The 12,176-nt window shown below is 44.1% G+C and carries 13 protein-coding genes; all 13 read left to right on the top strand.

The window, feature by feature from the left end:
- Positions 1 to 61: 61 nt before the first annotated feature.
- Genes F993_RS16960 through F993_RS17020 form a run of 13 tightly spaced genes read left to right on the top strand, consistent with a single transcriptional unit; the run spans position 62 to position 12,176 of the window.
- Positions 62 to 676 (top strand): beta-ketoacyl synthase chain length factor, encoded by a 615-nt coding sequence (locus F993_RS16960; RefSeq protein WP_004652519.1) that lies wholly within the window; start codon positions 62 to 64, stop codon positions 674 to 676.
- A complete protein-coding gene (locus F993_RS16965; RefSeq protein ID WP_085942721.1) occupies positions 661 to 1,482 on the top strand; it encodes a lysophospholipid acyltransferase family protein in 822 nt (273 codons plus the stop codon). Before F993_RS16960 ends, F993_RS16965 begins: the two co-directional genes overlap by 16 nt.
- On the top strand, positions 1,466 to 1,726 hold the full coding sequence (locus F993_RS16970) for a phosphopantetheine-binding protein (protein ID WP_004652517.1): 261 nt from the start codon (positions 1,466 to 1,468) through the stop codon (positions 1,724 to 1,726). The genes F993_RS16965 and F993_RS16970 overlap by 17 nt, the downstream gene beginning before the upstream one ends.
- 11 nt (positions 1,727 to 1,737) lie before the next feature.
- On the top strand, positions 1,738 to 1,986 hold the full coding sequence (locus F993_RS16975; protein ID WP_004652515.1) for an acyl carrier protein: 249 nt from the start codon (positions 1,738 to 1,740) through the stop codon (positions 1,984 to 1,986).
- The gene (locus F993_RS16980) at positions 1,983 to 2,534 is read left to right on the top strand and encodes a COG4648 family protein (protein ID WP_004652514.1); all 552 of its coding nucleotides are present in this window, start codon (positions 1,983 to 1,985) and stop codon (positions 2,532 to 2,534) included. Before F993_RS16975 ends, F993_RS16980 begins: the two co-directional genes overlap by 4 nt.
- 6 nt (positions 2,535 to 2,540) lie before the next feature.
- Complete coding sequence (locus F993_RS16985) at positions 2,541 to 4,214, top strand: ApeI family dehydratase (protein ID WP_004652512.1); 1,674 nt, start codon at positions 2,541 to 2,543, stop codon at positions 4,212 to 4,214.
- Positions 4,215 to 4,224: 10 nt separating this feature from the next.
- Positions 4,225 to 4,965: a glycosyltransferase family 2 protein gene (locus tag F993_RS16990; protein WP_004652511.1), complete on the top strand. Its 741-nt coding sequence runs from the start codon at positions 4,225 to 4,227 to the stop codon at positions 4,963 to 4,965.
- Positions 4,965 to 5,897, top strand: coding sequence for an LpxL/LpxP family acyltransferase (locus tag F993_RS16995; protein ID WP_004652508.1), 933 nt, complete (start codon positions 4,965 to 4,967; stop codon positions 5,895 to 5,897). The genes F993_RS16990 and F993_RS16995 overlap by 1 nt, the downstream gene beginning before the upstream one ends.
- Before the next feature lie 25 nt (positions 5,898 to 5,922).
- A complete protein-coding gene (locus F993_RS17000; protein ID WP_032812357.1) occupies positions 5,923 to 7,464 on the top strand; it encodes an HAL/PAL/TAL family ammonia-lyase in 1,542 nt (513 codons plus the stop codon).
- A gap of 9 nt (positions 7,465 to 7,473) precedes the next feature.
- Complete coding sequence (locus tag F993_RS17005; RefSeq protein ID WP_004652506.1) at positions 7,474 to 7,902, top strand: acyl-CoA thioesterase; 429 nt, start codon at positions 7,474 to 7,476, stop codon at positions 7,900 to 7,902.
- The gene (locus F993_RS17010) at positions 7,895 to 8,575 is read left to right on the top strand and encodes a LolA family protein (protein ID WP_004652505.1); all 681 of its coding nucleotides are present in this window, start codon (positions 7,895 to 7,897) and stop codon (positions 8,573 to 8,575) included. The genes F993_RS17005 and F993_RS17010 overlap by 8 nt, the downstream gene beginning before the upstream one ends.
- Positions 8,550 to 10,862: an MMPL family transporter gene (locus tag F993_RS17015; protein WP_004652503.1), complete on the top strand. Its 2,313-nt coding sequence runs from the start codon at positions 8,550 to 8,552 to the stop codon at positions 10,860 to 10,862. Before F993_RS17010 ends, F993_RS17015 begins: the two co-directional genes overlap by 26 nt.
- Before the next feature lie 24 nt (positions 10,863 to 10,886).
- Positions 10,887 to 12,176 carry an NAD(P)/FAD-dependent oxidoreductase gene (locus F993_RS17020; protein WP_004652502.1) on the top strand — a complete coding sequence of 430 codons (1,290 nt, stop codon included), beginning with the start codon at positions 10,887 to 10,889 and terminating at the stop codon, positions 12,174 to 12,176.

The raw sequence follows: 12,176 nt of genomic DNA, 5'->3' as shown, positions 1-12,176 counted from the left end.
ATGCCACCGCAAAATTTCCACAAATTGATTATTTTTTAAACCACATCGGATTGTGCATGGCATGTTGAAACTCCATCTAACGCAGCCTCAGTTGATTGAAGCACAGCAAAACTATACTGCGTTGGATGCTATTCCGGCCATGCAGCGTCGACGTCTATCGGCATTGGCAAAAATGGCATTAAGCAGCGCTTTGACAAGCTTAAATGGCCAGCGTGTGGATTATATTGTTTGGGCCTCCCGCTATGGGGACGAACAAAAAACCTTGGATATTCTCCAAGACGTATTACAACAACAAACACCATCACCAACACAATTTTCAACCTCAGTTCATAATGCAATTGCAGGCTTGTATTCGATTCTATGTCAGGATGCGACGCCTTCGACAAGTTTAAGCTGTGAATGGACAGAAGCATTGATTGAGGCTTATGCGATTTTAAAATCAACAGCTACCGCACAACGCGTATTGGTGGTGGCATATGATCAAGCTTTACCCAGAGTTTATGTTGATGCGACTGAATTCTCTGCATTTGCTTTGGCGACCGTCGTGAGTTTAGAAAATCCCAATTTGGAAGTTCTACAACTTAGTGGTTCTGAATCATTAGAAAGCTTGGCTTTTTACCAGTTTTGGCAAGCTGCAGAAGTAGGCCAATCAGTGTTGAGATGGAAAAAATGTTAAAGCTGAATCAGATTAAACAAAAAGCCAATTATGCTTGGCGTGTTGCAGCAACCGGTTTTAGCTTTGCAAGTTTTGGTGCGGGTGGAGTTGGGATTGCAACGGTTGTGGCACCCTTGGTTCATTTAAGCAGCCGCAATCCAGTTGTACGTCAGCAACGTGCACAGCAAGTCATTCATTACAGCTTTAAGGGCTTTACTGAAATGATGGTCAAACTTGGCGTCATGACCTACTCAGTAGAGGGACTGGAAAAACTGCAACATAGCCGCCAAGAATTGGTGATTGCCAATCATCCAACCTTGATTGATGTGGTGGTGATGATTGGATTGATGCAGCAGGCCAATTGTGTGGTGAAGCAATCGCTTTGGTCAAATCCGTTTACTCGTGGTCCAGTACGTAGTGCGGGTTATATTTTAAATGCGGGTTCGCAGCAGTTTATTGAAGACTGTGTGCTTCGATTAAAACAGCAGGGCGCAGCTTCATTACTGATTTTTCCTGAAGGCACGCGAACTGAAAAAGGCGAGTGCTTGAACGAATTTCAACGCGGCGCTGCAAATATTGCGATTCGTGCCAATGTACCAGTACGTCCAGTTTTGATTAGATGTACACCCTCGACCTTAACCAAAAATGAAAAATGGTATCATGTGCCCGCACAGCCTTTTCATATTGAGATTAAGGTGTTGGATGCGATTGAAGTCCAAGATATCTTGGCAGATTCAGAAGTTTCGCCGAAACAGGTGCGTCAGTTGAATCAGGGTTTTTATCAAATTTTTAATAATGAGTTATCGAAAAATGAGCAATCTTGCTGATGAATTAAAGCAAATGATTATTGATGTTCTCGCGCTTGAGGATATTAGCATCAGTGATATTGAAACTGAAGCACCACTTTTTGGTGAGGGTTTGGGCTTAGACTCAATTGATGCGCTCGAGTTGGGCTTGGCATTGAAAAAACGCTATAACATTCATTTGAATGCAGAATCAGATGAAACCAAACAACATTTCAAATCAGTTCAAAGCTTAGTGGCTTTGGTTGAAGCGCAGCAAGCAGGTTAAGGAGTAGATCGATGTTAACTCAAGAACAGGTGCTGGCAAAGTTAAGAGAATGGATGCAGGATTTATTCGAAATTGAACCTGATGATATCCAGCTTACTTCCAATTTATACGAAGATCTCGATGTAGACAGCATTGATGCTGTTGATCTGGTGGTTAAAATTAAAGAACTGACTGGCAAGCAAGTCAAGCCTGAAGATTTTAAAGCAGTCAGAACCGTACAAGATGTTGTTGCGGTGATTCAGAATATGACCGCTGAATGAGACATCTCATTAGAGGGGGATTGATCACATTTTTTGTGTTGTACCCCTTTATTGTTGGATGGAGCCTGTCGCATGGACAGTTCATCTGGGTCAGTGTTTTACTGATTGTTTTGGGCATGTGTCGCTTGCTGAGCGCAAAAAAAGATTTGCTGTTACCGCTAACTGGTTTAGCCATTATTTGTGGTGGATTGAGCCTGATTTTAAAAGATCATGCTTGGCTCAAGCTTTATCCTGTGGGGATGAGTCTTGGCACGTTGATCATTTTTGCACTGACACTGTATCGACCACCATCCATGATTGAACGTTTTGCCCGTCTGGTTGAGCCAGATCTGCCAGCCTCTGGCGTGGTATGGACACGGAAAGTTACTGTGGTTTGGTGTTTTTTCTTTGCAATAAATGCCATGATTGCGCTGGCAACAGTATTTGCACCCATGACGTATTGGATCATTTATAATGGCTTTGTGTCTTACCTATTGATGGGAATATTATTCCTCGGTGAGTACATCTTGCGAAAAAGACATCAACGTTTAAATCAAACGATATCTTAAAATATTATGCCTATTTCTTTTTATAATGATGCTGATTCAGCAAATGCGTTGTGTATTAGCTCTGAATTAAAAACAATTTCTTATGCTGATTTTTGGCAAGATGTCGCTGAACAAGCCGCTGCAATCAGGGGATTGGGCCAAGAGACTTGGGCATTGTGGGAACAAGATAGTTACCAGTTTTTGCTGTTATTTTTTGCAGGCGTATTGGCCAATAAAAAAATCATTTTACCCCCCAACCGTGTTCGAGATTTAGAACAACAATTGGCTCAGCAACAGATTTACTTTCTGAGCCGTCAGCCTGTTCCTGCGACAGAGAAGGTAGAAGAAAGCTTTTCGCAACTGATTCGTATCCAACAGGATGATTTCTTAAATCAGGCTGAGATCATGTTCTTTACCTCGGGTTCAACTGGCGAACCGAAAAAGATTGAACGTACTTTGAAGCAACTACTGAATGAAGTGGTTGGCTTAGCCAGTAGTTTTCAGTTCAACCAGAAAAGCGTTGCTATTGCGACAGTCAGTCACCAGCATATTTATGGATTACTGTTCAAACTGCTTTTACCGTTGGCAACAGGACGTCATTTTTTTATTCCGCAATTGGCGTTTCCTGAAGATGTCATCCAAGCTCAACAGCGTTTAGCCCAACAGGGGTGGAGCAACTACTTGATTTCCAGTCCAGCTTTATTGAAACGTTGGACGCAGGATTTGGTCTTGCAGCAGTGTGAGCTGGTGTTCAGTTCGGGGGGGAAATTAGATGCAGGTGTCCGACCACATTTGAATGTTCCGATTGTTGAAGTGCTCGGGAGCTCAGAAACCGGAGGCATTGCACATCGTCAATATGATGATGCGGCATGGACAGCTTTTAATAATGTTGAGATTCAGATTGCTGTAAGCACCCAACTCATGGTGCGAAGTAACCATGCGGGCGAGTCTGGCTGGATTATCACAGGCGATGCTGCTGAGTGGATCAATATCAACAATAAGCAATTCAAACTTTTAGGTCGCTTGGACCGCATTATCAAGTTGGAAGAAAAGCGCTTGAGTCTGGATGCGATTGAGCACAGTCTGAATACGTTGGTAGAAGTAGAACAAAGCCATACACTCTTACTTGAACATCAGCATCGGCAAATTCTGGCAGCGATTGTGGTGCTCAATGCTGAGGCTCAACAGCAATTAGTGAAGATAGGTAAAGCCGCTTTTGTCAAACAGTTGAAGCAGCTGTTACAGTATCAGCTGGAAAGCATTGCCATTCCGCGACAGTGGCGTTTTTTGAGCCAGATTCCACAAAATGCCCAGTCAAAACGCGATAAAAATTATTTAAAAGCATTATTTAGCCCGATGTTACAGCCTGTCGTATTAGCGCAATGGCAACAACAGGATGAGCAATATTTCAGCCTTGAGTTTCCTGCTGAACTGGAATGTTTTAAGGGGCATTTTCCAACCCAACCGATTTATCCGGGTGTGGGACAGATTGGCTTTATTCAGCAGTTTGCCAAGAATAGTTGGTCTGATTTGCAGTGGTGTCAGGGTTTCGAGCAATTAAAGTTTCAAAACCTGATTCGTCCTTATGCGGTGGTGCAATTAAAATTAAGTCGTAAATTACATAAAATCAGCTTTGAAATTACCTCAGAGCAACAGGTCTTGGCTTCAGGGCGTTTTTTGTTTGCGCTTGAGCAGACCTAGGAGTCCGCTGATGTTGAACTATGGCATTGTTATTCCTGTGTATAATCATCCGCACTATCTGGCTGATCTTGTTGAGTATCTGGAACAATTTCAATGTCCGATTATCCTCGTCAATGATGGCAGTGATGCTGAATGTACGGCGATTCTGCATCAACTGGCACGACAGCATCCATTGGTTGATTTAGTGGAACATCAAACCAACCAAGGCAAGGGGCAAGCGGTCATGACTGGGTTGCGACATGCTGCTCAGTGCGGGATGACGCATGCGCTGCAATTAGATGCAGATGGTCAGCATTGTTGGGAAGATGTGCCGAAATTTATTGAACAGTCGCAGCAACATCCTCAAGCAATGGTGATTGGTCAGCCAATCTTTGATGACTCGGTGCCAAAAAAACGCCTGTATGGACGTTATGTCACGCATTTTTGGGTGTGGTTAAATAGTTTGTCTTTCGAAATTAAAGACAGTATGTGCGGTTTCCGAATCTATCCCTTGGCAAAAACCATAGCCGTACTCAATGCTGCTCAATTCCAACCTCGAATGGGTTTTGATAGTGAAATCTTGGTCCGCTTAAAATGGGAGAATACCCCTTTTGTGAATGTGCCTACACGAGTCATTTATCCTGAACATGGTGTGTCACATTTTAATGTGTGGCGTGACAATTTAGGTTTAAGTCAGGCACATGCCCGATTATTCGCAGGGATGTTACTGCGCTTTCCAAAGTTGATTTGGCATAAGTTTAAGGCGGACTGATGAAGACAGCACAGACTTCACAGGATACATGGCATCAGATTAAGGAACGAGGCGGACTGTTGCCACTGATGCTGATGCTTGGATTTTATCGCTGTGGTGGGCGTTGGCTATGCCGTGTGGTACTGTATTTTATTATCATGTGGTATTGGCTGTTTGCAGTGACTGCTCGACAGGCTTCTTTACAATATTTACAGCGTTTGCATCAATTCGCAGGGTCTCAGTCACCGTTTGCAACAATGCCGAACTGGATCAATAGCTATACGCATTTCATGCAGTTTGGTGAGTGTATTCTAGATAAGATTGAGGGATGGTTGGGGCATATTCCCGAGCAAAAACTGCAATTGTTTGGGCATGAGCACTTCCAGCAATATTACCAAAAAGGTGCGATTATTGTGGTGTCGCACTTTGGCAATATTGAGCTACTACGGGCGCTAAAGTCAGAGCACCCACAAAAAATTAATGTACTGGTCTATCAAAAGCATGCCTCACAATTTAATCAGTTTTTAAAAAAAATTAATGATAAGGCTGATGTCAATTTAATTGCAGTGGATGAACTCGGCATTGAAACTGCCATGCTGTTACAGGAAAAAATGGAGCATGGGGAGTGGGTGATCGTGGCTGCGGATCGAATTCCTGTGCTGTCGGATCGAGTACAAAGCATCCAGTTTTTGGGACATGAGGCTGCGTTGCCACAAGGGGCATGGATTTTGGCCAATTTATTGAAAGTTCCTGTGCTGGCGGTCTTTTGTTATCGTGCCCAGCAGAAGTTTCAGGTACATATTCATGCGATTGCCACGCAAGTGGATTTACCGCGCAAAACCAGATTAAGCAGCATGCAACAGATTACCCAATCCTATGTCGCCGTATTGGAACAGCATTGCTTACGAGCACCGTATCAATGGTTTAATTTTTATCAGTTTTGGACAAAATAACGTGAATGCAAGTCAAAGTGAAGCAATGCTCAAGCCCGTCCTGATTGTTGGGGAACAGCCACTCAGTATTGAAGATGTGGTGGCGGTTGCTCGACAACAGCGTCAAGTGGCTTTACCGACAGCAACAGCTTGGCGTGAGTTGATTCAGCGCGGTGCAGATTTTCTGGATCAGCTGTTGCTGGATGAAGGCGTGATCTACGGTGTTACCACAGGCTATGGGGATTCATGTCTGGTTGAAATTCCGATGCATCAGGTCAATGAACTGCCTTTGCATCTGTCACGTTTTCATGGCTGTGGTCTCGGTGAAAATCTGGATTTGATCAGTGCCCGTGCGGTGGTGGTAACTCGTCTTTGCTCACTTGCACGAGGTTATTCGGGGGTGTCTTTGGCCTTGCTAGAGCGTCTGGTCTGGATGCTGAATGAAAACATTATTCCAGTGATTCCATCGGAAGGCTCTGTCGGGGCAAGCGGTGATCTGACGCCTCTGTCCTACATTGCAGGTGCTTTGGTGGGGGAGCGTGATGTCTATACGCAAGGCAAAATTGTGCCGATTGCACAAGTCTATGCAGAGCAAGGCTTGGACGCCTTGGTGTTACGCCCGAAAGAAGGCTTGGCACTGATGAATGGTACCGCGGTGATGACGGCGATTGCCTGCTTAAACTATAAAAAAGCAGAGCAGGTGGCATTAGCCAGTACCTTGATCACCGCTTTAAATGTCTTGGCCTTAGAAGGTAATCCAAGTCATTTTGATGAAGTCTTATTTGCCCAAAAACCGCATCAAGGTCAGCAACATATTGCCCAGCAATTACGTGAATGGCTAAACAGTGAAGTGCAGACAGCACACCAAAGTCCACGTTTACAGGATCGTTATTCTTTACGCTGTGCGCCGCATATTATTGGTGTGTTTGAAGATTCAAAAACATGGTTGCGTCAATTTATCGAAAATGAATTAAATTCCAGCAATGATAATCCATTGATCGATCCCGTGAATTTAAGGGTGCTGCATGGTGGTCATTTCTATGGGGGGCATATTGCGCAAGCCATGGACAGTTTGAAGATTATGATTGCCAATATTGCCGATTTGATGGATCGACAAATTGCACAGTTGGTCGACCATAAAATGAATCATGGTTTATCACGTAATTTAACGGGTGCCAGTGCAGAGCGTCTGCCTTTGAATCATGGTTTTAAAGCAGTTCAAATTGGGGTTTCGGCTTGGACGGCAGAAGCCTTGAAGCATACTTTGGCCGCGTCTATTTTCTCACGTTCGACCGAATGCCATAACCAAGATAAAGTCAGTATGGGGACCATTGCCGCCCGAGATGCGACTCGGGTCATTACCTTGACGCAGCAGGTTTTGGCGGCCTTATGCTGTGCCAGTGTGCAGGCTGTACATTTGAAAGGTGTTGAATCTCAATTAAGCCCGCCTTTAAAGGCCTTTGTTGAGTGGACCTTAGAAAGTTTTGCACTACTGCAAGAAGATCGTCCTTTACAAACTGAACTACAACAGATTATTGATCGTTTCGACAACTTTGAATTGTTTAATCAATTCCAGCAACAGGTCTAGGAGCGACAGATGCAGGTAGATGTAATCATTGAAATTCCGTTTCATGATGTCGATACCATGAATGTGGTCTGGCATGGGCATTATTTAAAGTATTTCGAAATTGCGCGTTGTAAGTTATTGGAACAGTTTAATTATAACTATAACCAGATGAGAGCATCGGGCTACGCATGGCCTGTGATTGAAAGCCATGTACGTTATGTGCAGGGCATTGAGTTTGAACAGAAAATTAAAGTTCGTGCGATTTTAAAAGAATGGGAAAACCGTTTAAAAATTGAATATCTGATTCTTGATGCAGACACTGGACGACGTTTAACCAAAGGCTATACCACGCAAGTGGCTGTGAATATGGAGACCCGAGAAATGTGTTTCCAGTCACCGCAAATTTTATTGGATTGTTTAAATGCATGGGATGCGTTTAAGGAGCACCCGCATGGTTAATTCTGGTTTTCTGCATCTTAATCGCCTTGTTGCATTGATGCAGCAGCGTGCTTGCTGGTTATTATGCAGCCTTGTTGTTAGTGTATTGTTCAGTTTGAGTGTTTCCGTATCGGCACATGCGGATCAGGTCTCGACAATTTTTAATCAGCTTGCTAAAAGTGAACTCATTCGCGCTGATTTTGAACAGCAAAAGAAGTTGGCGAGTTTAAACAAGACTTTTGTTTCCAATGGCACACTGACCTTTGCCAAATACAATGGCGTGCTTTGGCAAATTAAACGACCTGTGCAAGCAGACTTGATCGTAACCCAAAAAAAACTCATCCAGAAAACACAACGAACCTATAGTCAGATCCAGATTGACCAATCGCCTTATAGTTCGGTTGCGACCTTGTTTTTGCAACTGATGTCGGGTGATGATAAAGCTTTGGCGAAGAATTTTAATGTGTTATCCGCCAATTACAGCCCGACAGGATGGAATATCTCGTTGACACCTAAATCAGCGCTATTTAAAAAGTTGTTTCTGAGAATTGATGCGCAGGGACAACAGTATGTGAATAAGATCGTGATTCAAGAACAGGCCAATAACAGCACCACGATTTTATTCCGTAATCAAACCGCTCAACCGAATCAACTAACGGCTGCTGAAGATGCGCTTTTCCAATTGGCAAAATAAATTCATAGCCATCTGGTTAATTATTTTAGCGCTGGTTGGGCTTACGCTGGCGGTGGCATGGGTCAAAAAAGAGATCCATATCCAGACCAATATTTTTGCTTTGCTGCCTGAAACGCAACAAAATCCTGAGCTTGCTAAAACACAGCAATATATGAGTGATCAGCTCAATGAAAAGGTCTTTGTTGTTTTAGAAAGTCAGGATCAACAGGCCTTAGTGCAGGCCACCCAGTTGTTTCAACAGAAGCTAGAACACAGTGACCTGTGGCAACCGCTTCGGCCACAGTTGGATTTAGCACAGTTTTCCAAGCAGTTATATCAACATCGGGCAGGCTTGCTGAATCAACAAGACCGACAGTTTTTGCAACAGCAGGATTATGAGGCACTGACCGAACAAAGCTTGATGCAGTTAATGAGTGTCGGGATGCCGATTACCGCGACCTCACTACAGCAAGACCCTTTATTGCTGTTTCCACGCTATATGTTGAGTGTGGCCAATCAGCTTTCAAGCAATGTCGAGCTGGAAGATGGTTTTGCCACCATTCATGATGAACAAAAGACCTCACGCTTATTGGTTCTGCAATTAAAACAGAATCCTTATAACATTGATTATCAGGAACAGGTCAGCGCTTGGATTGAACAATTGCAGCCTGAGCTGAACAAGTTGCAGGTTCAATCGCATTGGACGGGGACCATTTTATTTTCTAATTATGGAACCCAGTCGGCCAAACAGGAAATCTCAACCATTGGCCTCGGTTCAACCTTAGGCTTAATCCTGTTGGTCTGGTTTGGCTTCCGTTCATTCCGGCCACTCATGACTGAATTTATCGCGGTGTCGACGGGGAGCTTACTGGCATTTGCGGTGACGCATCTGGTGTTTGGTGAAATCCATCTGATGACCTTGGTCTTTGGTGCCAGTCTGATTGGGGTGTGTGTCGATTTCTCTTTCTATTTTATGGCAATGCAATCGCAGCATCGTAAACTAGATGGATTTAGGATTCTTAGACCGCTGTTGCCGAGCTTATTTATGGGCTTAATGACCACGGTTGTGGCCTATATTTTTCTGAGCTTTACGCCGTTTCCAGCCTTTAGGCAAATTGCGGTGTTTTCAATCGTCGGTTTGGTCGCTGCTTGGATTACCAGTGTATTGCTTCTACCGCGCTTAGCTCCGCTGAATGCACAAGCTGCAATTCGACGCTTAGCTTGGATTGGAATGGCCAGACAATGGTTTCAGCAACATCAAAAACTACGCTATGGCTTTATTTTGGGTATCTTGCTGATTGGAGGAGGCAGCCTATTTGCTTTGCAATCCAATGATGATATTCGAAACTTGCAAAGTATGGATGCCAAGCTGAAACAGGAAGATCAATATATTCGTTCCTTGTTTGCCCAGCAGCAAAGCAGTGATTATTTTGTTGTGCGTGCACACTCCAGTGCTGAGCTTGAGCAGCAGGAAGCACAATTGATTAATCAATTGCAGCAATTGCAAACTCAGGGGCAGATTGACGGTTTTCAAGCTTTGGGACAATGGATTCCGCCTTTGGCCCAGCAACAACAAAATGTGCAGCTACTGCAGCAGATTCCTGCAACCGCACTGAAACAGTATGCGGAAAGCATAGGTTTAAATTTTGCAAATCTACTGCAATGGCAACAACAATTGCAGCAGCAACCTTTACTCACAGAACAGGTGTTTCAACAGCATCCCTTGGCATTTTTACAGCTCAGTTCTACCGAGCGTCTGGTTATGGTCCGTGGGGTGAAGCAGGCGCAGCGATTACAGCAATTGGAATCCGCACAGATTGATTTCCAACAACCTGTTAGTACACTGTCTGGTGCGTTTGCACAGCATCGTCAGCAAGCGCAGCATTTATTGATCTATGCCTTATTGGGATTGGCGCTGGGTTTGGGCTTGGTCTACGGCAGGCATTCGATTATGCCGCTGGTTTTGCCTGTGACTTTGGCGCTGATCAGTACCTTTGCGGTACAGGCATGGTTGGGTGTGGAAATTAACTTATTCAGTATTATGGGAACCTTCTTGATCATTGGGATTGGTGTGGATTATGCGATTTTCTATCGGCATGGACATGACCATCCACAGGTGGTTGGCATGGCGCTGTTTTTGTGTATGATGTCGACCTTATTGGGCTTTGGACTCTTATCATTGAGTCATACTTATGCGATTCATTGCTTCGGTCTAACCGTTTTATTGGGTGTGATCTTTTCATTTGTTTATGCAACTTTGCTTACACCAGCTGATCAGCACCATATGGTGAATTTAGAAGAGCATTAATAAATCTAATTTTTAGGGGCAATGATGATACAAACAGCCGATGTGGTAATTATTGGTGCTGGGCCTTCTGGCAGTTCAGCCGCAGCCTTGCTTCGTCAAAAAGGCTATGCGGTCACGGTGATTGAAAAACAATATTTTCCGCGCTTTTCAATTGGTGAATCTTTATTACCGCAGTGCATGGTGTTTTTGGAAGAAGCGGGCTTATTAGAAACCGTGCGTGAGCATGTTCAATCCCGTGCATTCCAGTTTAAAAATGGCGCGGCATTTTTGTGTGGTGAAAAACGTAGCCATTATGATTTCACTGAAAAATTCAGTGCGGGGCCTGGCACCACTTGGCAAGTTCGCCGAGCTGACTTTGATCATTTACTGGCTCAACAAGCGCAGCAATATGGCGCAGATATTCGTTTTGGACATGAAGTTGTTGCGATTGATGTTGAGGTAGAGCACCCTGTTTTAACTGTGCTAGATGAGGCACAGCAGCACTATCAGATTCAAGCCAAGTTTTTATTGGATGCCAGTGGTTTTGGTCGCATCTTACCGAAGTTTTTAGATTTAGAAAGCCCTTCCAATTTTCCAGTACGTCGTGCCTTGTTTACCCATATTGAAGATGGGATTGGCGATCGTGCTGATTTTGACCGTGACAAAATTTTAATTACCGTGCATGAAAAAGACCGTCGTGCTTGGTATTGGCTGATTCCTTTTGCCGATGGTCGAGCTTCTTTTGGTGTGGTGGCGGAGCAGGATTTCTTTGATCATTATCAGGTTGAAGATGCTGCTCAGAATGAACCTGACTTGTTATTGAAACGGATTCTGGCCGACGATCCTGCATTATCTGAGGTCTTAGCACAGGCGAAATTTGATACGCCTGTACGTACCTTGGTTGGTTACTCGGCAAACGTCAAGCATTTGGCCGGTCGGAATTATGCCTTGCTCGGCAATGCAGGCGAGTTTCTCGACCCCGTATTTTCATCGGGTGTGACCATTGCATTAAAATCTGCCAGTCTGGCAATTCCTTTAGTTGATCGAGTGTTGCATGGTGAACAGGTGGATTGGATGCAGGAGTATGAATTGCCGCTGCGTAAAGGGATTAAAGTGTTTCGTGCTTATGTCGAGTCTTGGTACGAAGGCGAGTTTCAGGATGTGGTATTCGCAAGCAATCAAAATGACAACATTCGTCGTATGGTTTCATCATTACTGGCCGGTTATGCATGGGATGATCAAAATCCGATTCATAAAAATGCCAAACGCCGTTTAAGCACCTTGGCCGAATACTGCCGTGAAGGTGTCGCGCAAGAGAAAGCCTTAGAGGTTTAA

The organism is Acinetobacter proteolyticus (assembly GCF_000367945.1).
In the GTDB taxonomy this organism is placed as follows: Bacteria; Pseudomonadota; Gammaproteobacteria; order Pseudomonadales; family Moraxellaceae; genus Acinetobacter; species Acinetobacter proteolyticus.
Note: the sequence above shows the minus strand (reverse complement) of the source record. Positions and strands in the feature narration are given on the sequence as shown.